Source organism: Oceanicaulis alexandrii DSM 11625, from assembly GCF_000420265.1.
GTDB lineage: Bacteria > Pseudomonadota > Alphaproteobacteria > Caulobacterales > Maricaulaceae > Oceanicaulis > Oceanicaulis alexandrii.
Genome location: NZ_ATUP01000001.1, coordinates 1,250,029 through 1,269,379, shown reverse-complemented (window position 1 = coordinate 1,269,379; position 19,351 = coordinate 1,250,029). Strand labels below are relative to the sequence as shown.

The following is a 19,351-nucleotide window of genomic DNA, read 5'->3' as shown; positions in this document are numbered from 1 at the left end:
TTCTAGGAAAGAGCTAAAAATGACCGAGATCACCGTCCCCACCCTCGGCGAATCCGTGACCGAAGCCACTGTCGGCGAATGGCAGGTTTCCGAAGGCGACGCCGTGAAGAAAGACGACATCCTGGTGGAGCTGGAAACCGACAAGGTGTCGGTGGAAGTGCGCGCCGAGGAAGATGGCGTTCTCTCCAAGATCGTCGCCCAGGAAGGCGACACCGTGGAGATCGGCGCGACGTTGGCTGAGCTGGGCGCAGGCGGCGGGGCATCCGCCTCCAAAGCCTCTGACGACAAGCCGGCGAAAAAGTCCGAAGACAAGTCCGACGCCAAATCCGGTGGTTCTGGCGGCGGCGATCTGATCGACGCCAAAGTCCCGGTGATGGGCGAAAGCGTCGCCGAAGGCCAGGTCGGCCAGTGGCTGGTGCAGCCCGGCGAGGCCGTCGAGCAGGACCAGGCGCTTTTAGAGATCGAAACCGACAAGGTGGCCGTGGAAGTGCCGGCTCCGGCGGCGGGCGTTCTGGAAGAACAGCTTGTGGCTGAAGGCGACACCGTCACGCCCGATCAGGTGATCGGCAAGATCCGCGCGGGCGCGTCCGCGTCTGCCGCGCCGAAGTCCGAGGATGCGCCGAAAGCGGCGGCGTCTTCGTCTTCTTCGGGCGGTGACGCCAAGGCCATGCCGTCCGCCAATCGCGTGGCGTCAGAAAACAATCTCGACCTGTCCAAGGTCGAAGGCACTGGCAAGGATGGCCGCGTCACCAAGGGTGATGCGCTGAAAGCCGTGCAGTCTGGCGGAACCGCATCCGCCCCGGCTGCGGAGAAATCCTCCAAGCCGCGTGACACCGGCCCGCGCGAAGAGCGCGTGAAGATGACCCGCCTGCGTCAGACCATCGCCCGCCGTCTGAAGGACGCGCAGAACTCTGCAGCGATGCTGACCACCTATAACGAAGCGGATATGAGCGCGATCATGTCCCTGCGTAAGGAAATCCAGGACGATTTCGTCGCCAAGCACGGCGTCAAGCTGGGCTTCATGAGCTTCTTCGTGAAGGCTTGCGTCGCGGCGCTGAAAGACGTCCCGGCGGTCAACGCCGAGATCGACGGCACGGACATCATCTACAAGAACTATTACGACATGGGCGTGGCCGTCGGCACCGATCGCGGCCTTGTGGTGCCGGTTGTCCGTGATGCGGACGACCTGTCGCTGGCCGGCGTCGAGAAGTCCATCATGGACCTCGGCAAGCGCGCCCGCGACGGCAAGCTCGGCATTGACGACATGCAGGGCGCCAGCTTCACCATCTCCAATGGCGGCGTGTACGGCTCGCTGCTGTCGAGCCCGATCCTGAACGCGCCGCAGTCGGGCATTCTGGGCATGCACAAGATCCAGGAGCGCCCGGTCGCCATCAATGGCGAAGTGAAGATCCGTCCGATGATGTATCTGGCGCTCTCCTACGATCACCGCATCGTGGACGGCAAGGAAGCGGTGACCTTCCTCGTCCGCGTCAAGGAAAGCCTTGAGAACCCGCAGCGCCTGCTGCTCGACATCTAGTCGATCTCACAGGTTTCAAGCGATCAGCCCCGGCCGGACACGGCCGGGGCTTTTTGTTTGGGGCTGGGCGTGGGGGCGATTGTTAGCTTAGAATACGGCCATAACCTTGGGGGAGGCACTCTGATGGCCGATGACATTGAGACTGCAGCCGGGCGTCCGAAGACGCCGCTCTGGTTCTGGATCGTGGGCGTTGTGGCGCTGATCTGGAACGGCTTCGGGGCGATGGATTACACCCTGACACAAATGGGCAATGAGGCGTATCTGTCCGCCTTCACCGAGGAACAGCTCGCCTTCTATCTCGGTTTCCCGCTCTGGTATGAGGCGGTCTGGGCCCTTGCGGTCTGGAGCGCGGTGGTCGCCAGCATCGCTATGCTTATCCGGTCCAAACTTGCCGCGCCGCTGTTTCTGGTCTCCATCGCTTTCTACATCATCAGCGCAGCCTATCTGTTCGGCTTCACCGCCGCCTATGACCTGATGGGCGGGATCGGCGGAGTGATCTTCTCGCTCGTGATCTTCTTAAGCCTGGTCGCGTTCTGGCGGGTCGCGGCCTGGGGCGTGAAAGCGGGCGTGCTTCGGTAACGGGGTTGAAAGCGTTCGGGGCTACACCGACCTGTAAACGCATAGCCGCCCTGCATCCTTCGCCGCATTGACGCGGGGGAGGGCAGGAGTAGGGTGCGGCTAACCCCTCCTTAGCGCGCTTGTCGGCGCGCGTTTACCGATGACGGTGTACCCCATGGCAGATCAATATGATGTGGTGATTATCGGCGGCGGCCCCGGCGGCTATAACTGCGCCATCCGCGCAGGCCAGCTGGGTCTGAAGACGGCCTGTATCGAGTCGCGCAAGACGCTGGGCGGCACCTGCCTGAATGTGGGCTGCATTCCGTCCAAGGCGATGCTGCACGCGTCCGAGCTTTATGAAGAAGCCAACAAGAATTTCGCCGATATGGGCATCGAGGTCGGCAAGCTGTCGCTGAACCTCAAGAAAATGATGGGTCAGAAGGATGACGCCGTCGACGGCCTGACCAAGGGCGTGGAATTCCTGTTCAAGAAGAACAAGGTCGATCATGTCCGCGGCAAGGGCCGCATCGCCGGCAAGGGCAAGGTGATCGTCACCGGCGAGGACGGCAAGGAAACCGAGCTCTCCGCCAAGAACATCGTCATCGCGACAGGCTCTGAGGTCACCCCGCTGCCGGGTGTCGAGATCGACGAGGAGCGCATTGTCTCCTCCACCGGCGCTCTGGAGCTCAAGGACGTCCCCAAAAAGCTGATCGTGATCGGCGCAGGCGTGATCGGGCTCGAGCTCGGCTCTGTCTGGCGCCGCCTGGGCGCGGACGTGACCGTGGTGGAATTCCTCGATCGCGCGCTGCCGGGCATGGATGGCGAGGTCTCCAAACAGGCCAAGCGTCTGTTTGAAAAGCAGGGCATGAGCTTCAAGCTGTCGCGCAAGGTGACCGGCATCGAAAAGCTCAAGACCAAGCTCAAGGTCACCACCGAAGCGGCCAAGGGCGGCTCTGAAGAGGTGCTGGATGCGGACGTGGTGCTGGTCTGCATCGGCCGCCGTCCGTACACGGAAGGCCTGGGGCTCGAGACGGTCGGGATCGAGGTCGACAAGCGCGGCATGATCGCAAACGACCACTTCAAGACCGCCGCTGAAGGCGTCTGGGTGGTCGGCGATGTGACCTCGGGTCCGATGCTCGCGCACAAGGCGGAAGATGAGGGCACGGCGGTGGCCGAGCTGATCGCCGGCAAGGCCGGGCACGTCAATTATGACGCCATCCCCAATGTGGTGTACACTTATCCCGAAATCGCTTCGGTCGGTCAGACCGAGGAACAGCTCAAGGAAGCGGGCCGCAAATACAAGTCCGGCGCCTTCCCGTTCATGGCGAACTCGCGCGGCCGCACCAACCACACGACCGACGGCTTCGTGAAAATCCTGGCGGACGCCGAGACCGATGAAATCCTCGGCGCGCATATCGTCGGCCCGAACGCCGGCGAGTTGATCGCAGAACTGACTGTGGCCATGGAATTCCGGGCGGCGTCCGAAGACATCGCGCGCACCTGCCACGCCCACCCGACCCTGTCTGAAGCCGTGCGTCAGGCGGCCATGGGGGTCGAGGGCTGGACCATGCAGATGTAAGCCGTCCCAGACTGTCTTCGGGTGCGTTTGGGACTATGTCACGAAAATGTCTGACGACATTTGCGGGGCGGTGCGCCATAACGCGCCCGAACAGGTCTCGGGAGGTTTGCCGGTGACGATTTCGACTCAACAGCAGTCCAGTTCAACGCTGGAAATCCGCGGCCCACGCTTGCGGCTGGTGGCGATTGATGCGGAATTGGCCCGCCTGCAGGTGACCGATAAGGACGGCTTTTTCGCCGCTCTGGGCGCGCAGCGCGAACCCGCCTGGCCGCCGATCGCTGATGATGAGCCCAAGCTGGCGGACAAACTCGAGATTCTCAATCGCACCCCGGAAGAAGCCGGCTGGCGCGGCTGGGTCTTTCTGATGGGCTGGACGCCGGACGGCCTCGACCGTGCGGTGGGCGTGGGCGGGTTCCACGGCCCGCCTGATGAACAGGGCTGCGTTGAAATCGGCTATGCGATGCAGCCCAGCTTCCGCGAGCAGGGCCTCGCCACCGAAGCGGTGGAAGGCCTTGTGGGCTGGGCGTTCGACCATCCCGACGTCAGCTGTGTGCGCGCCCAGACCCTGCCGCACCTGACCGCTTCGATCCGGGTGCTTGAGAAAACAGGCTTCACCTTCGTTAGGAAATTGACCGACGAGAGCGGCGAAACCCTGTGCCTGTTTGAGCGCAAGCGCGACTAGCCGCTGCGCTTGCGGGCTCTGGGGTGGGTGGCGGCGTGGATCGTCATGAGCCGGCTTGATTCGATGTCGGCATAGACCTGGGTCGTGCTCAGCGAGGCGTGGCCCAGAAGATCCTGGATCGCCCGCAGATCGCCGCCATGCGCCAGAAGATGGGTTGCGAAGGCGTGCCGCAGGGCGTGCGGCGTGGCGCTGGCAGGCAATCCCAACCGGGATCTCAGCGTCTGCATCGCGGCCTGCATGGCGCGCGGCTGCAAGGCGCCGCCGCGGCTGGCCCGAAACAGGGGCTCATCGCGCTCGATCTGATGGGGACAGGCGTCCACATACGCGCCCACCGCCTGACGCACCGCGGGCAGAACCGGGACGATCCGGCTTTTGCCGCCCTTGCCCGTCACGCGCAGCACATCGGGCAAGGGGTGGTCCCGGCCTGTCAGGGCCAGCGCTTCGGAGATCCGCAGTCCGCACCCATACAGCAGGCTGAGAACGGCGGCGTCACGCTGACCGATCCAGTCTTCAGTCGCGCCGAGCCGGGCTTCCTTCAGCAGGGATTTCGCCGCGCTTTCGCTGACCGGGCGCGGCTGGCGCCGGGGCGCCTTGGGCGACTCCACAAGACCGAGCGCAGGATTGTCCAGCCCCCAGCGGCGACGGCCATAACCGTAAAAGGTGCGTGCCGCGGACAGGCCGCGTTGCAGGGTGCGCGGACCGACCCCGTCCCGCCGCCGATCCGCCAGCCAGGCGCGCCAGTCGGCGCTGGTAAGCTGTGAGAGCGCCTTCAGGGTCAAAGCCCCGCCCAGATGCCCGGTCAGAAACTCAAACAGGCCTGTCAGGTCGCGGTTATAAGCCTCGACCGTGCGCGGACTCAGTCGCCGCTCGCCCTCAAGATGGGATAAAAAGGCGGTGAGGGCGGCGTCCGCGCCCAGATTCGGTTCGCCTAGCTGCGCAGCCATGGCGCGATCCGGCGTTCAAGCGCCCGGGCGAGGAAATGGATGAGGTCTGCGCCCTGATCCGCCGTGAAAGCTCGTGCATCCCGACTGGCCAGGCACAAGACGCCGGGATGGCCGCCGATTTCGATGCGGGCGATGGCTTCAGAGCGCATGTTCGGGCCGAGCGGGCCGTAGAGCGCATCAGCGAACCGCCCGTTCACAAGCCCCAGGCGTTCGCTGTCATCGCCGAGCAGCCCGTCTGCCAGTTCGGGCGAGCAGCCCAGAATCGCGTCTGCGTCTTTCAGCGGGGAATGACCTTCTAGAAACACTCTGACAGCGTCCACGCTCAAGGCGCCGGCGACGCGGCCCGCGAGCTTGTGATCAAGCGCGCTGAGGTCTTCGGCCTCCAGAATCGCCAGAACAGCGGCGTGGGTCTGGGCCTGGGCGGCCATATTGGCCTTGGCGAGCGCGATCAAAGCGTCGCTGGTGGCGCGCGCCTTGCGCAGATCCTTTTCCAGCTTTTTCTGACGGCGCTGGCCCAGATCGACAACACTGTCACCTGAGTCTGCGGCGCGAATCGCGGCCATCAGCTCAGGATCCCCGGTGATCACTTCCGGACGCGCCCGCAAGGCGGTGCGCAGGGTTTCCAGATCCAGCGTGTCCAGGGCGCTCATCATTCGATCTCCATGCTGACCCGTCTTCAGTGCCAGAGCAGGCTTGTGAATGCGTTAACCCTGAGGCGTTCGGCCTGCGCTTTGTTAGACTGAGCCAGAATCAAACCCTGTGAGGATCAGCCTGCCGGTGAGCGACGCCGCCCCATCCCCGCAACGCGCCTCGGTCCTGTTTCCGATGCCTTTGCCCGAACCGTTTGATTATGCGGTGCCAGAGGGCGTGCGCGTGAAACCCGGCGATCATGTGCTGGCGCCGCTGGGCAAGCGCAGCGCGCCGGGCGTGGTGTGGGATGTGGGCCCTGATGACGGCAAGCGCTCGTTGAAACCTCTCGATGATCTGCGCGGCGGTCCGCCCCTCAGCGCCTCCATGCGCGAGTTTATCGACTGGGCGGCGCGCTATCTGGTGGAGCCGCCCGGCGTCGTTTTGCGCGCGGTGCTCCGAAGCCCTGGCGCGCTCAAACCCTCACCCACTGAAACGCTCTATCATTCCACCGGCCAGACCCTCATTCGGCTCACTGCGGCGAGGCGTGCCGTTCTGGACGCTGTGCAGCAGGGCCCCGCCAGCGCCGCCGAGCTGGGGCGTCGTGCGGGCGTGTCCGCCTCCGTCGTGAAGGGCCTCGCCGAAGCGGGCGCCTTGCGCGCCGAGGAGGCGCCGGTTGATCCGCCGTTCGAGGCGCCTGATCCGTATAAGGAGGGCATCGAGCTCAACCCGGTGCAGGCGGAGGCGGCATCGACCTTGCGCCGTCTGGTGGCGGCGGGCGGATTTCAGGCGGCGCTGCTCGATGGCGTGACCGGGTCGGGCAAGACCGAGGTGTATTTCGAGGCCATCGCCGAGCTGATGCGGCGCGAGCCCGAGGCCCAAATCCTGGTGCTGCTACCCGAGATCGCACTGACCCAGGCGGTCACCAAACGGTTCAAGGACCGATTCGGGGTGGAGCCTGCGCTCTGGCACTCAGGGCTTGCGGACAAGGAGCGCCGCCGCACCTGGCGTGAAGTGGCGTCTGGCCAAGCGCGAATCGTCGCCGGGGCGCGGTCCTCGATCTTCCTGCCGTTCACCAATCTGCGCGGCGTGATCGTCGATGAAGAACACGATCCGACCTACAAGCAGGATGAAAACCTCACCTATAACGCCCGCGATCTGGCGGTGGCGCGCGCCAAGCTGCAGGGCGCGGTCTGCGTGCTCGCCAGCGCCACGCCCTCGCTTGAAAGCCTCGTGAACGCCGAGGCCGGGCGGTATGTGCATGTGGTGCTGCCCAGCCGGGCCGGCGGTGCGGTGCTGCCCGATATCGAGCTTCTGGACCTGCGTGAAAACCCGCCCGAGAAGGGCGAATGGCTGTCGCCGCCGCTGCACAAAGCCGTGGCTGAGACGCTCGCGCGTGGTGAGCAGGCCATGCTCTATCTCAACCGTCGCGGCTTCGCCCCGCTGGTTCTGTGCAAGGCCTGCGGGCACAAGATGAAAAGCCCGGAAGCGGACCGCTGGCTGGTGGAGCACCGCTATACCGGGCGGCTGGTCTGCCATGTCACCGGCTTTTCCATGCCCAAGCCCAAGGCCTGCCCGGAATGCGGTGAGCCTGATTCGCTGATCGGCGTGGGGCCGGGCGTCGAGCGCGTGGCCGAAGAAGCGCGTCAGCGATTCCCCGAAGCGCGGGTGGAGGTGTTTTCCTCCGACACCGCCCAGAACGGCGATGATGTGCGCTCCATCGTCCAGCGCATGGAAGATGGTGAGATCGACATTCTGGTCGGCACCCAGATCGCCGCGAAAGGTCATAACTTCCCCCATCTGACGCTGGTGGGCGTGGTGGACGCTGATCTGGGGCTCGCAGGCGGGGATTTGCGCGCCGGCGAACGCACCTATCAGACTTTGGTGCAGGCGGCGGGGCGCGCCGGACGGGCAGACCGACCGGGCCGGGCGATCCTGCAGACCTGGAACCCTGAACACGAAGCGCTGCAGGCGCTGGCGAATGGCGACCGGGACGGCTTCCTCGCCGCAGAGCGGATGATGCGCGAAATGCTGGGCCTGCCGCCCTTTGGTCGGCTCGCGGCGCTCATCGTCTCTGGTCCCGACCCGGCGCAGCTTGATGAGGCCTGCCAGGCAATCGCCCGCGCCGCGCCGGTGTCTGACGGGGTGCAGGTGTTCGGCCCCGCCGAAGCCCCCCTGGGCGTGGTGCGCGGGCGCTGGCGGCGGCGGTTTCTGGTGCAGGCGCCGCGGAATGTGGACGTCTCCGCCTTCATGCGCGCCTGGATGGGCCGCATGAAGCCGCCGTCTGCGGTCAGAGTCGTGCTCGATATCGAGCCCTATTCGTTTCTTTAACGCGTTTATGGGCGCCTCGAGTCATGAACCGGTGTTGCCGGGCGCGCACCCCTGTGCTAGTTCGGCGCCGGGCTGTGAGACATGCGTGGCGTTAACTCTCGTGTGTCTGACAAGAAGCCAAGTTCCTTCAAGCGTTTGGGCAATGCCGCACTGGTGGGGTCTGGACGCACATCACGAGAAGAAAGCGGCGCAGAACGGTGACCACCGTCGATAATGCGATCATGAGCGAGGCTGGCGAGCGCTATGCGCGCGCCTTGTTCGACCTGGCCGAAGAGGCGGGCGTGCAAGAAGCTGTCGAGACCGATGTGGACGCGCTTGGCGCGGTGCTGTCGGAGTCGGCTGATCTTCGCGACGCCCTGAACAGCCCGCTGTACGGCGCGGCTGAAAAAGCAGCTGTGCTCTCTGCTCTGGCTGAAAAGCTGGACGCCCAGGACCTGACCAAGAAATTCATCGCCGTCACGGCCGGTAATGGCCGTGCGGGCGATATCAAAGACATGCTGCGCGCCTTCAAGGTGCTTGCGGCGCGTAAACGCGGGGCGACTTCGGCTGAAGTCACCACCGCTGATGAGCTGACCGCAACGCAGCTGAAAGAACTGACCGCGGCCTTAAAAACCGCATTGGGCCAGGATGTGGACATTCGCACAGACGTGCGGCCCGACATCCTGGGCGGACTGATCGTGAAGGTCGGTTCGCGCATGTTTGACTCCTCCCTCCGTACAAAGCTGGAGGGGCTGCGCAACACGATGAAAGAGGCGTAGGCCATGGATATCCGGGCGGCGGAAATCTCCGCGATCCTGAAAGAGCAGATCAAGAACTTCGGCGCAGAGGCTAACGTTTCCGACGTTGGTCAGGTGCTGAGCGTGGGCGACGGCATCGCTCGTGTTTACGGTCTTGACGAAGTGCAAGCCGGCGAACTCGTGGAGTTCCCGGGCGGCGTGAAGGGCATGGCCCTGAACCTCGAGCGCGATAATGTCGGCTGCGTGATCTTCGGCGACGACCGGGGCATCAAGGAAGGCGACACCGTCAAGCGTCTGGGCTCCATCGTGGACACCCCGGTCGGCAAAGGCCTTCTGGGCCGCGTCGTGAACGCGCTGGGCGAGCCGATTGACGGCAAGGGCCCGATCGACGCCGCCGAGCGTCGCATCGTCGACGTGAAAGCGCCGGGCATCCTGCCGCGTAAATCGGTTCACGAACCGATGGCCACCGGCATCAAGGCGATCGACTCCATGATCCCCGTCGGCCGCGGCCAGCGCGAACTGATCATCGGCGACCGCCAGACCGGCAAGACCGCCATCGCCATCGACACCATCCTGAACCAGAAACAACTGAACCAGGGTGATGACGAGAGCCAGAAGCTGTACTGCGTCTATGTCGTGGTCGGCCAGAAGCGCTCCACCGTGGCCCAGGTTGTCAAGACGCTCGAGGAAAACGGCGCGATGGAATACTCCATCGTGGTGGCCGCGACCGCGTCCGACCCGGCGCCGATGCAGTTCCTGGCGCCGTTCACCGGCTGCGCCATGGGCGAATATTTCCGCGATAACGGCATGCACGGCCTGATCATCTATGATGACCTGTCCAAGCAGGCTGTAGCGTACCGCCAGATGTCGCTGCTGCTGCGCCGCCCGCCGGGCCGCGAAGCGTATCCGGGCGACGTGTTCTACCTGCACTCCCGTCTGCTGGAGCGCGCGGCGAAGCTCAACGAAAACCATGGCTCCGGCTCGCTGACGGCTCTGCCGATCATCGAAACCCAGGCCAATGACGTGTCCGCCTACATTCCGACCAACGTGATCTCGATCACCGACGGTCAGATCTTCCTGGAAACCGACCTGTTCTACCAGGGCATCCGCCCGGCTGTGAACGTGGGTCTGTCGGTGTCCCGCGTGGGCTCCGCCGCTCAGACCAAGGCCACCAAGGTCGCGGCCGGCAAGATCAAGGGCGAACTCGCTCAGTATCGCGAAATGGCGGCCTTCGCCCAGTTCGGTTCCGACCTGGACGCGGCCACCCAGCAACTGCTCGCCCGCGGCGCGCGCCTGACCGAGCTGCTCAAGCAGCCTCAGTTCAGCCCGCTGTCCATGGAAGAGCAGGCCTGCGTCATGTACGCCGGCACCCGCGGTTATCTGGACAAGATCAAAGTGTCCGCGATCGGTCGTTATGAAGAAGAGCTGCTGCGTCACCTGCACGCAGAGAAAGCCGATCTTCTGGCGGCGATCCGCGACACCAAAAAGCTGTCTGACGAGTCCGAAGCGGCGCTGAAAGCGACGCTGCAGACTTTCACGGCGAACTTCGCATAAGGGCGGGCGCGCTTCGGCGCGCCCAACCTGTCCCACGTCCTGGAAGGTTTAATCTGTCAGGACCACGCGTTTGGGCTGAGGACGAATAATGGCCAGCCTTAAAGAGCTGAAAAACCGGATCAACTCGGTCGAATCGACCAAGAAGATCACCAAGGCGATGCAAATGGTCGCCGCGGCCAAGCTGCGCAAGGCGCAGGAGGCGGCGGAAGCTGCACGTCCGTACGCCGAGCGTATGGCGGCGGTGATGGCCAATCTGTCATCGGCCATGGAAGGCCCGGACGCGCCGCGTCTGCTGGTCGGCACGGGCAAGGACGATGTCCATCTGCTCGTCGTCGCCTCGGCGGACCGCGGCCTGTGCGGCGGCTTCAACACCAATATTGCGCGCCTGGCGCGTGAGCGCATTTCGGCGCTGATCAGCGCAGGCAAGACGGTCAAGGTCCTGACCGTCGGCAAGAAGGGCTATGAAGCCCTCAAGCGCCTGCACGCCGACAAGATCGTTGATCGCATCGAGCTTAAAGATGTGAAGAAGATCGACGGCTCCACGGCGGCGATGGTCGGCGACAAGATCCGCACCCTGTTCGAGGCGGGCGAGTTTGATGTCTGTGAAGTCATCAGCTCTGAATTCGTTTCGGTGATCAGCCAGAAGCCCCGCGCTCAGGTCCTGATCCCGGCGCGTGACGCCATTGACGACACTGTTGAACGTCCTGATCTCAAAGGCGCGATCTACAGCTATGAGCCCGACGAGGAAAGCATCCTCGAGGTTCTGCTGCCGCGTTATGTGGACACGGTCATTCTCTCGGCGCTGCTGGAAAACGCCGCGGGTGAAATGGGCGCCAAGATGGCGGCCATGGATTCTGCGACCCGCAACGCCGGCGAGCTGATCGACAAGCTTAATCTGCAATACAACCGCTCCCGCCAGGCGAAAATCACCAAGGAGTTGATCGAGATCATCTCCGGCGCCGAGGCGGTGTAGCGCACCACGGTTTAAACGACAGGCGACCGGGCGCGGCGCCTTGCAAGGTTTGGAAAAGAGGCTGAGACGATGAGCAAGCTCAAAGGCCGTATCGCGCAGGTGACCGGCGCCGTCGTGGACGTAGAGTTCGAAGGCGGTCTTCCGGAAATCCTGAACGCTCTGGAAACCAAAAATGGTGACCAGAAGCTGGTTCTGGAAGTGGCGGCCCATCTGGGCGAGAACGTGGTGCGTACGATCGCCATGGACGCCACCGAGGGTCTGAAGCGCGGTTCGGAAGTCACCGACACCGGCTCCCCGATCATGGTTCCGGTTGGTCCGGGCACGCTGGGCCGCATCATGAGCGTCACCGGTGAGCCGATCGACGAAGCCGGCGCTGTGGACGCCGCCATGATGGCGCCGATCCACCGTTCGGCTCCGGCGTTTGAAGAGCAGTCCACCGAGGCTGAAATCCTGCCGACCGGCATCAAGGTCGTCGACCTGCTGTGCCCCTACGCCAAGGGCGGCAAGATCGGCCTGTTCGGCGGCGCAGGCGTCGGCAAGACGGTGCTGATCCAGGAACTGATCAACAACATCGCCAAGCTGTTCGGCGGCTATTCCGTGTTCGCCGGCGTCGGCGAGCGGACCCGCGAAGGCAACGATCTGTATTACGAGATGATCGAATCCGGCGTGAACGTGGATCCGAAGGAAAACAACGGCTCTGCAGAAGGCTCGCGTTGCGCGCTGGTCTTCGGCCAGATGAATGAACCGCCGGGCGCACGTGCGCGCGTGGCGCTGTCCGGCCTCGCTCAGGCGGAATATTTCCGCGATGAGGAAGGCAAGGACGTGCTGTTCTTCGTGGACAACATCTTCCGCTTCACCCAGGCCGGCGCTGAAGTGTCCGCGCTGCTGGGCCGCATTCCGTCCGCCGTGGGCTATCAGCCGACCCTGTCCACCGACATGGGCGCGCTGCAGGAACGCATCACCTCCACCAAGAAGGGGTCCATCACCTCGGTGCAGGCTGTGTACGTGCCGGCCGATGACCTGACTGACCCGGCTCCGGCCACCACCTTCGCCCACCTGGACGCGACCACGGTTCTGAACCGCTCGATCGCTGAAAAGGGCATCTACCCGGCTGTGGACCCGCTGGACTCCACCTCGCGGATCCTCGAGCCGCGCATCGTCGGCGAAGAGCACTATCAGACCGCTCGCCGCGTGCAGGAAATCCTGCAGCGCTACAAGGCTCTGCAAGACATCATCGCCATCCTGGGCATGGACGAGCTGTCTGAAGAGGACAAGCTGGTCGTGGCGCGCGCGCGTAAGATCGAGCGCTTCCTGTCCCAGCCGTTCGACGTGGCTGAAGTCTTCACCGGCTCCCCGGGCATCCAGGTGCCGATCGAAGACACCGTCAAAGGCTTCAAAGGCCTGTGCGACGGCGATTACGATCACCTGCCGGAACCGGCCTTCTACATGGTCGGCACCATCGAAGACGCCGTCAAAAAGGCCGAGAAACTGGCCGCTGACGCCGCGTAAGACTGTTCAGCTGGCGCGTCGTCTTGGATGCGCCAGCGACCAGCTCGCTTTCGGGCGAGCGTATTTGACGCAAGGATCGGCCCATGGCTGACAAGCTGCACTTTGACCTGGTGTCCCCTGAACGCCGCGTGTTCGCGGGCGAGGTGGACATGGTCGTGGTTCCGGGAACCGAAGGCGACTTTGGCGTGCTGGCGAACCACGCGCCCTTCATGTCGACCATCCGCACCGGCGCGATCGCGGTCCATTCCGGGTCTGACGTCACCCGCACCTTCATCCGCGGCGGTTTTGCGGAAGTCACCGCGAACGGCCTGACCATTCTGGCCGAAGAAGCGATCGACCTCGCCGACGTAAATGCCGAGGACGTCTCCAAATCGCTGACCGAAGCGCGGGAAGATCTGGGCCAGGCGCGCAATGACGAAGAGCGTCACGAGGCCGAAGCCCGCATCGAGAAGTTCCAGGCGCTGCTGAGCGAGCTGTCTCACTAAAGAGTGAAGCCTTGTCATTAGAGGCTTTGGGAACCCTGTGCACACTGTGCGCAGGGTTTTTTCTTTTAGAGGACTGATGATGACGCGTTCTGCTTGCCTGTCTTTCGCTGCACTGGCGCTCACTGCGTTCAGCGCGCCGGCCTGGGCGATCCAGGATGCAGACCCGAATGCACTGTCTAACCAGATGATCGCGCTGTGTGAGACCGCGTTGGGCCCTCAGGGTCTTGAGGGCGCCGCCGAAGAGATCGGCGTGACGCTGGCGGGCTTTGATTTCCCTGTGGACGGGCGGGACATCACGGTGTCCGAGCAAGCCTTGGTCCTGCCTCACGCCGAGGGCCTGTCTCTCTGGACGGGCCGGCGTGATGGCGAGACGGTCTGCGTCATGGGCGCCTGGAACGACAATCTGCGCGTGGTGCGAGAGGCAGAGGCGCGCTTGCGGGCCGAGGGCCGCACTGTGGTCCACAACACCGTCAACGTCTCGTTCGGTCTGTTCCGGCGCGGGAATTCCGTGCGTGTCGTGGAACTGGCGGCGGAGCGCTAGGCGCTGAATGCGGCGAACGCGTCCGCCACCCGCTCATAGACTTCCCGTTTCCAGGGTATGATCAGCTGAGGCGTGGTTTCGAGCGAAACCCAGCGAAATTCGGAGAATTCCTGCGGCGGGACGGCCTTCAGATCAAACTCGGCGTCCGTTCCCAGATAGCGATAGGCGAACCAGCGCTGTTTCTGCCCCCGCCATCGGTTCTTTTTACGCTGCGCCAGAACCTCGGGCGGGAAGTCATAGGTGAGCCAGTCATCGATGTTGCCCAGCGGCTCTATGAGGTCGGTGGTGACCCCCGTCTCTTCATAAAGCTCGCGCAAACCGGCTTCTTCGGCGGTCTCGCCCTCATCCATGCCGCCCTGGGGAAATTGCCAGCACCAGGGCTCGTCCGCGCCATAGCGCTTGCCCAGCCAGACCTTGCCCTCAGCATTGAACAGGACGAGGCCCACATTGGGGCGGTGCTCGGGATAAGCGGCGCTCATGATCAGTGCGTGTCCCCGTGCGGGTCTGCATGTTCGGTCGCCGCGCCGTTGGCTTCGGTGGGAGCCGGGCTGCTGGCCTCGACCGGATTGCGGATCTGCATCAGAAAGCTCGCGGGGGCCAGCTGATAGCCGCGGCCTTCAAGCCCCTCGGCCCAGGCCGCCACCGTGTCCACTGTGGCGGGATAGGCGAAGCCTGATCCCAGGGCGGTCCCGTTTTGCAGGGCGAGCGCTTCAAGCTCCAGAAGGCGTCCGTCTATGGCGCGCGGGGTCGGGTCTGAGTCCACCACCCGGTCCGCAAGGGTCAGACGCGCTCGAGCTAGCTGGCCCGCCTGGTTCAGGATGGCGCGGCGTCCTGCGCCGTCATGGAAAATGCTGAGGCCTCGGTCTTCCAGCGCTGTGAAGACCTCTGTCAGAGGCCCTTCTGCGGCCCCGAGACGCGCGCCGAGATAATTGGCGACACCCACATAACCCGCCGTGCGAGACAAGAGCCAGGTCAGGCGGCGGGAATTCTCTGTGGGGCTCGCCTCCACCAACAGCGTGTGGGGGCCGGGATCGTTATTGGGATAGTCGAACGGCTCCATGGGCAGTTCGAGCAACACTTCATGACCATCGGCGCGGGCGCGATTGATCCAGGTTTGAAGATTGTCGGCATAGGGCGCGAAGCTGAGCGTCACCTCGGCGGGCAGCTCCTCGATAGCGCGCGCGGTCAGGTTTTCAGACAGGCCCAGCCCGCCCACGATGATCGAGACCGTGGGAATGTCTGCTGCGCCGTCAAAATCCATGGCGTAGGCCTGATCTGGGCGAACGCCGCTGGCGCTGATGACCGGCAGGGGACCGCCTGGGCCGTTCTCATAGAAACCTTCAAGCGGAGCCGGGGGCGCAACGGGCTCGGCAGGGCGGGACGCGTTGGCGGACTCTTGCGTGCTCAGGGCGTCCGCGGTGTCTCGCACGCCTGGCAGGCTGACGTCTTCAGTCTGGGCGTTGCTGAAGGGGACAGGACCATCCCCATGCCCGCCTTCAATTTCGGCAGACGCCAGAACGGCGGGTTGTCCGTTGATGTCGGTGCTGGCGCTGACGGTCGGGGCGGGGCCGCCGGCCAGCCAGGTCAGGGCGGCGACGCCTGCGATCAGCGCAGCCGCAACCCCGAGCCCCGCCAGGAGCGGGGCTTTGAGAGGAAAGCGATCAGATTGCAGTCGGGCCATATGCGCGTGCCGCTTGCTCAACGCCGGTACGGGGCGATTCGCCCCGACCCTGCGTGAGGTTGCGGTAAAGAAGCGTTAACGAAGCCGCTCTGAGGCTGCGTTGATTATTGCAGCTGGGCCTGATCGCGGCTCATCATGGCGTTCAGGATCTCGATGGCGCGATACAGCTGGTAATCTTCGCCGGCTTCCCAGTCTTCGGGCGGCATTTCGGTGTGAGACAGCTCGTTTTCCAGCTCTTCACGCTCGGCGCCGGTCTCGTTTTCCAGTGCGTTGCGAAGACTGGCTTCAGCGTAGGTGTTCACACCCTCCACCTCTTCCTGCTCCACACGGCGCGGCGCGATGGCGATGTCGGGTGCGATGCCGGTCGCCTGAATGGTGCGACCCGCCGGCGTGTAATAGCGCGCGGTGGTCAGGCGCAAGGCGCCGTCACGGCCGCCACGCAGAGGCACCACGGTCTGCATCGAGCCTTTGCCGAAGCTGGTCATGCCGACGATTGTCGCGCGCTCACGGTCCTGCAGCGCGCCGGTGACGATTTCAGAGGCCGAGGCGGAGCCTGAATTGATCAGCACAACGATCGGCGCGCCGTTGAGCATGTCGCCCAGCTCGGCGTTATAGCGGCGGGTGTCGCGCGGATCGCGGCCACGGGTGGAGACCACTTCGCCGCCATCCAGAAACAATGAGGACACCGTCACCGACTGATCCAGCAGGCCGCCCGGATTGGAGCGCAGATCCAGGATCAGGCCCGGCAGCGGACCGCCATAGGCTTCGGTCAGATCGTTGAGCCCGGCGATGGCGTTGGCGGTCGTGTTCTCGTTAAACGTGGTGATGCGCAGATAGGGCGTGTCGCCTTCTTCCATCCGCCAGTAAGCAGCGCGGACCTCAATGAGGTCACGGACGACCGTCACGTCAAACGGGTCCTCTTCCCCTTCGCGCAGGATGGTCAGCACGACCGGATCACCGGCCAGGCCGCGCATGCGCTCGACCGCGTCATCCATGCTCGCGCCGATCATGCTCTCGCCGTCCACAGCGATGATCTGATCGTTGGGCTCAAGACCAGCGCGTTCGCCCGGCGTCTCGGCGATGGGAGAGATGATGGTGATCAGGTCGTCGCGAATGGTGACCTCGATGCCGACGCCGCCATATTCGCCGCTCGTGGTGACCTGCATGTCCTGAAAGTCGTCGGGAGACAGATAGCTCGAATGCGGGTCGAGCGCCTGCATCATGCCGTCAATCGCGCTCTCGATCAGTTCGGCCTTGTCAGGCTCGGTCACATAATCGGCTTCGATCCGGCTCAGCACATCGCCAAACAATTCCAGCTGCCGGAAGGTGGCTTCGCGGCTGTTGGTGTCTTCGCCTTCGGCGGACACGGCCAGGGTGGCGGCGCCGATGCCGAACAGAACAGCTGAAGCAATAATGTGCAGACGCATGGTGGTCTTCCTTAGAGCGCGGCGGTCGAGGTGTTAGCCTCTGCGAAATTCGGGCCGAAGCCAATCCTCAGGGTCAGCAGCTTCGTCAGTGCTGCGTCTTATCTCCAGATAGAGCATTGGCGGCGGATTTGCACGGTCTGACATGGCGCCGACAGGCTCACCCGCCAATAAAGACTGTCCCTCTACGGCGTAAATAAGACCCAAACCGCCTAAAATAAGGGTGTAGCCATCGGGCGTGTTGATCATAAAAACACCGTCAAACCCCTGAAATGGCCCGGCATAGACCACCACGCCATCAAAAAGTGCGGTCACTTGCGCGCGTTGTGCGGTCTCAAACCAGACGCCCTCGCGGCGCACGCCGTCCGGGCCGCGATCGCCGGCGCTGACGGTCAGCTCGCCTCGAACCGGCGGGCTCAACCGGCCCCGAGTATCGCTGAAACGCAAGGTCTCCAGCGGACCGGAGACAGGGCGCGCGTCCACCAGAGAGGCCATGGCGAGGGCCGGCGTCTGTTCCGGTCTGAGACGCGGCACAGGGATGCCGGGCGCCGGTTCGGGACGGGGCTCGGGGCGCGGGGCCAGTCTGGGATCGGCGGCGGCGAAACGACGGATGTCGGCGAGCAGTTCACGCAATGAGCCTGCCTGCTCCGCAATCCTTGCGGCCCGTTGAGACAAGTCGTCGGCCTGGGCGCGCAGGGCGGCTTCCGCAGCCCGGCGTTCCTCGATCAGGGCGGTGACTTCCTCGCGCGTGACCCCGAGCGCTTCACGCGCCTGGATCAGCGCGCGGGTTTGATCTTGCAAAAGCAGGCGCAGGGCTTCGAGCTCCGCCAGCCGCTCGCGCACCGCCAGAACGCGCGCTTCAAGTTGTGGAGCGATCTGCGCCAGCAGACCCGCGGCGCGGGCCGCCGAGGCGGCGTCGTCCGGCGTCACGGCGAGGGCGGGGGGATCTGACATCTCGATGCGCTGAAGCGCGGCCAGCACACGCGCCAGATCGGCCCGCTCGGCCCGCAGACGGGCCAGCAGGTCCGCTTCTTCGCGTTCCAGAGCACGTAGGCGCTCGGTTGCAGCCTCCACCTCGGCCTCGCGGGTTTCAACCCGGCCGGCGGCTTCCACAAGGCGTTGCTGCAGGCGTGCGATGGCGATCTGCGCCGCTTCAGCCTCTTCAGCGCGCGCCTGGGCCTGCTCGCGCAGCTCGGCCGCTTCTTGCTCAAGCGTGTCCACCTCGCCCGGTTCAGGCGCGGTCTGCGCCTGCAGGGCGAGGCTCAGGGCCAGAAAGAGCAGGGAGGAGGCCATCACCCTTCCCGATGATAGGGCGCGCCCGCCAGGACGGAGGCGGCGCGATAGATCTGTTCCGCCAGCATCACCCGGACCAGCTTGTGCGGCCAGGTGGCTTTGCCGAAGCTGAGCATGCGGGCGCCGTGCGGCAGGGCCGGACGGTCATGGCCGTCCGCCCCGCCGATCAGGAAGACCAGATCGCGCGCGCCATCGTCGCGCGCAGTTTCCACCACGCGCGCGAAATCGAGCGAACTCATCGGTTTGCCGGTTTCATCCAGGGCGAAGACCAGCGCGCTGGCGGGGATATCCGCGATCAGCGCCTGGGTTTCTGCGGCCTTGTCCTTGAGCGTTCGCGGATCAAGCTCGCGCTCACAGACCGGACCCAGACTGACAGATCGTCCCACGCCGTTGGCGCGGTCCAGATACTGGTCCATAAGCTCGCGCTCTGGCCCGGCCTTGATCCGGCCGATCGCACGAATCTCAACGCGCATGGGACGCTCTCAGATTGGGAGAGATTAAGACGCCCCGTCTGGCGAGACAGACCACATCTTTTCCAGATCGTAGAAGCTGCGTACTTCGGGGCGGAACAGGTGAACGATGACGTCGCCTGCGTCGATCAACACCCAGTCGCACGTCTTCAGGCCCTCAATGGCGACATTGCCATGGCCGGAATCCTTGAGTTTGCGGACCAGATGGTCGGCCATCGCGCCCACATGGCGGTTGGACCGGCCCGTGGCGATGACCATCACATCAGTGACGGAGGATTTGCCCGTGAGATCGATGGCGACGACATCTTCAGCCTTGTCATCATCCAGCGCGTTCAACACCAGCGCTTCAAGATCCTGCGTGCTCTGGGCGAGTTCGCCAGAGTCGCTGTCAGCGTCGCCATGGGGGCGGCTGTGCAATTCGGTGGA

General features: G+C 64.3%; 19 protein-coding genes. 11 read left to right on the top strand and 8 right to left on the bottom strand.

Features of this window, described 5'->3' with window-relative positions:
• The first annotated feature begins 19 nt into the window (after positions 1-19).
• The 4 genes from odhB to G405_RS0106150 all read left to right on the top strand — a co-directional run bounded on the left by odhB (position 20) and on the right by G405_RS0106150 (position 4,356).
• Positions 20-1,537 carry a 2-oxoglutarate dehydrogenase complex dihydrolipoyllysine-residue succinyltransferase gene (gene odhB / locus G405_RS0106165; protein ID WP_022700638.1) on the top strand — a complete coding sequence of 506 codons (1,518 nt, stop codon included), beginning with the start codon at positions 20-22 and terminating at the stop codon, positions 1,535-1,537.
• 123 nt (positions 1,538-1,660) lie between these two features.
• The gene (locus tag G405_RS0106160) at positions 1,661-2,116 is read left to right on the top strand and encodes a hypothetical protein (RefSeq protein WP_022700637.1); all 456 of its coding nucleotides are present in this window, start codon (positions 1,661-1,663) and stop codon (positions 2,114-2,116) included.
• Positions 2,117-2,270: 154 nt separating this feature from the next.
• Positions 2,271-3,674 (top strand): dihydrolipoyl dehydrogenase, encoded by a 1,404-nt coding sequence (lpdA, locus tag G405_RS0106155; protein ID WP_022700636.1) that lies wholly within the window; start codon positions 2,271-2,273, stop codon positions 3,672-3,674.
• A gap of 46 nt (positions 3,675-3,720) precedes the next feature.
• Positions 3,721-4,356, top strand: coding sequence for a GNAT family N-acetyltransferase (locus G405_RS0106150; protein WP_022700635.1), 636 nt, complete (start codon positions 3,721-3,723; stop codon positions 4,354-4,356).
• Here G405_RS0106150 and G405_RS0106145 read toward each other — a convergent pair.
• Positions 4,353-5,300 (bottom strand): tyrosine recombinase XerC, encoded by a 948-nt coding sequence (locus G405_RS0106145; RefSeq protein WP_022700634.1) that lies wholly within the window; start codon positions 5,298-5,300, stop codon positions 4,353-4,355. The genes G405_RS0106150 and G405_RS0106145 overlap by 4 nt on opposite strands.
• Complete coding sequence (locus G405_RS0106140) at positions 5,285-5,953, bottom strand: DUF484 family protein (RefSeq protein WP_022700633.1); 669 nt, start codon at positions 5,951-5,953, stop codon at positions 5,285-5,287. The genes G405_RS0106145 and G405_RS0106140 overlap by 16 nt, the downstream gene beginning before the upstream one ends.
• Before the next feature lie 124 nt (positions 5,954-6,077).
• Here G405_RS0106140 and G405_RS0106135 point away from each other — a divergent pair, with 124 nt between their 5' ends.
• From G405_RS0106135 to G405_RS0106105, 7 genes are all read left to right on the top strand, one after another.
• Positions 6,078-8,258: a primosomal protein N' gene (locus tag G405_RS0106135; protein ID WP_022700632.1), complete on the top strand. Its 2,181-nt coding sequence runs from the start codon at positions 6,078-6,080 to the stop codon at positions 8,256-8,258.
• A 197-nt stretch (positions 8,259-8,455) separates the two neighbouring features.
• Positions 8,456-9,016 (top strand): F0F1 ATP synthase subunit delta, encoded by a 561-nt coding sequence (locus G405_RS0106130; protein ID WP_022700631.1) that lies wholly within the window; start codon positions 8,456-8,458, stop codon positions 9,014-9,016.
• A gap of 3 nt (positions 9,017-9,019) precedes the next feature.
• Positions 9,020-10,549, top strand: coding sequence for a F0F1 ATP synthase subunit alpha (gene atpA, locus G405_RS0106125; RefSeq protein ID WP_022700630.1), 1,530 nt, complete (start codon positions 9,020-9,022; stop codon positions 10,547-10,549).
• An 88-nt stretch (positions 10,550-10,637) separates the two neighbouring features.
• Positions 10,638-11,522, top strand: coding sequence for a F0F1 ATP synthase subunit gamma (locus G405_RS0106120; protein ID WP_022700629.1), 885 nt, complete (start codon positions 10,638-10,640; stop codon positions 11,520-11,522).
• Between the two features lie 69 nt (positions 11,523-11,591).
• Positions 11,592-13,031 (top strand): F0F1 ATP synthase subunit beta, encoded by a 1,440-nt coding sequence (gene atpD / locus G405_RS0106115; RefSeq protein ID WP_022700628.1) that lies wholly within the window; start codon positions 11,592-11,594, stop codon positions 13,029-13,031.
• Positions 13,032-13,114: 83 nt separating this feature from the next.
• Entirely contained in the window at positions 13,115-13,516 is a 402-nt protein-coding gene (locus G405_RS0106110) for a F0F1 ATP synthase subunit epsilon (protein WP_022700627.1), read from the top strand.
• A gap of 79 nt (positions 13,517-13,595) precedes the next feature.
• Complete coding sequence (locus G405_RS0106105) at positions 13,596-14,057, top strand: hypothetical protein (protein ID WP_156861392.1); 462 nt, start codon at positions 13,596-13,598, stop codon at positions 14,055-14,057.
• On the opposite strand, the gene G405_RS0106100 is transcribed toward G405_RS0106105, so the two are convergent.
• The 6 genes from G405_RS0106100 to rsfS all read right to left on the bottom strand — a co-directional run bounded on the left by G405_RS0106100 (position 14,054) and on the right by rsfS (position 19,342).
• Entirely contained in the window at positions 14,054-14,539 is a 486-nt protein-coding gene (locus tag G405_RS0106100; protein ID WP_407667930.1) for an RNA pyrophosphohydrolase, read from the bottom strand. The two genes, G405_RS0106105 and G405_RS0106100, sit on opposite strands and share 4 nt — an antisense overlap.
• Positions 14,539-15,738 carry a divergent polysaccharide deacetylase family protein gene (locus G405_RS15170; protein ID WP_022700624.1) on the bottom strand — a complete coding sequence of 400 codons (1,200 nt, stop codon included), beginning with the start codon at positions 15,736-15,738 and terminating at the stop codon, positions 14,539-14,541. The genes G405_RS0106100 and G405_RS15170 overlap by 1 nt, the downstream gene beginning before the upstream one ends.
• A gap of 104 nt (positions 15,739-15,842) precedes the next feature.
• Positions 15,843-17,165, bottom strand: coding sequence for a S41 family peptidase (locus G405_RS0106090; RefSeq protein WP_022700623.1), 1,323 nt, complete (start codon positions 17,163-17,165; stop codon positions 15,843-15,845).
• A 33-nt stretch (positions 17,166-17,198) separates the two neighbouring features.
• Positions 17,199-18,455: a murein hydrolase activator EnvC family protein gene (locus tag G405_RS16425; protein WP_022700622.1), complete on the bottom strand. Its 1,257-nt coding sequence runs from the start codon at positions 18,453-18,455 to the stop codon at positions 17,199-17,201.
• Positions 18,455-18,928, bottom strand: coding sequence for a 23S rRNA (pseudouridine(1915)-N(3))-methyltransferase RlmH (gene rlmH, locus G405_RS0106080; RefSeq protein WP_022700621.1), 474 nt, complete (start codon positions 18,926-18,928; stop codon positions 18,455-18,457). Before rlmH ends, G405_RS16425 begins: the two co-directional genes overlap by 1 nt.
• A gap of 24 nt (positions 18,929-18,952) precedes the next feature.
• On the bottom strand, positions 18,953-19,342 hold the full coding sequence (rsfS, locus tag G405_RS0106075; RefSeq protein ID WP_022700620.1) for a ribosome silencing factor: 390 nt from the start codon (positions 19,340-19,342) through the stop codon (positions 18,953-18,955).
• Positions 19,343-19,351 lie beyond the last annotated feature (9 nt).

Bases quoted from the DNA above. Each gene is read 5' to 3' on its own strand.
- atpA (WP_022700630.1), top strand. From the start codon at position 9,020: ATGGATATCCGGGCGGCGGAAATCTCCGCGATCCTGAAAGAGCAGATC.
- rlmH (WP_022700621.1), bottom strand. From the start codon at position 18,928: ATGCGCGTTGAGATTCGTGCGATCGGCCGGATCAAGGCCGGGCCAGAG.
- G405_RS16425 (WP_022700622.1), bottom strand. From the start codon at position 18,455: ATGGCCTCCTCCCTGCTCTTTCTGGCCCTGAGCCTCGCCCTGCAGGCG.
- G405_RS15170 (WP_022700624.1), bottom strand. From the start codon at position 15,738: ATGGCCCGACTGCAATCTGATCGCTTTCCTCTCAAAGCCCCGCTCCTG.
- G405_RS0106110 (WP_022700627.1), top strand. From the start codon at position 13,115: ATGGCTGACAAGCTGCACTTTGACCTGGTGTCCCCTGAACGCCGCGTG.
- G405_RS0106150 (WP_022700635.1), top strand. From the start codon at position 3,721: ATGTCTGACGACATTTGCGGGGCGGTGCGCCATAACGCGCCCGAACAG.
- G405_RS0106090 (WP_022700623.1), bottom strand. From the start codon at position 17,165: ATGCGTCTGCACATTATTGCTTCAGCTGTTCTGTTCGGCATCGGCGCC.
- G405_RS0106160 (WP_022700637.1), top strand. From the start codon at position 1,661: ATGGCCGATGACATTGAGACTGCAGCCGGGCGTCCGAAGACGCCGCTC.
- G405_RS0106145 (WP_022700634.1), bottom strand. From the start codon at position 5,300: ATGGCTGCGCAGCTAGGCGAACCGAATCTGGGCGCGGACGCCGCCCTC.
- G405_RS0106120 (WP_022700629.1), top strand. From the start codon at position 10,638: ATGGCCAGCCTTAAAGAGCTGAAAAACCGGATCAACTCGGTCGAATCG.
- atpD (WP_022700628.1), top strand. From the start codon at position 11,592: ATGAGCAAGCTCAAAGGCCGTATCGCGCAGGTGACCGGCGCCGTCGTG.
- G405_RS0106140 (WP_022700633.1), bottom strand. From the start codon at position 5,953: ATGATGAGCGCCCTGGACACGCTGGATCTGGAAACCCTGCGCACCGCC.
- odhB (WP_022700638.1), top strand. From the start codon at position 20: ATGACCGAGATCACCGTCCCCACCCTCGGCGAATCCGTGACCGAAGCC.
- G405_RS0106105 (WP_156861392.1), top strand. From the start codon at position 13,596: ATGACGCGTTCTGCTTGCCTGTCTTTCGCTGCACTGGCGCTCACTGCG.
- lpdA (WP_022700636.1), top strand. From the start codon at position 2,271: ATGGCAGATCAATATGATGTGGTGATTATCGGCGGCGGCCCCGGCGGC.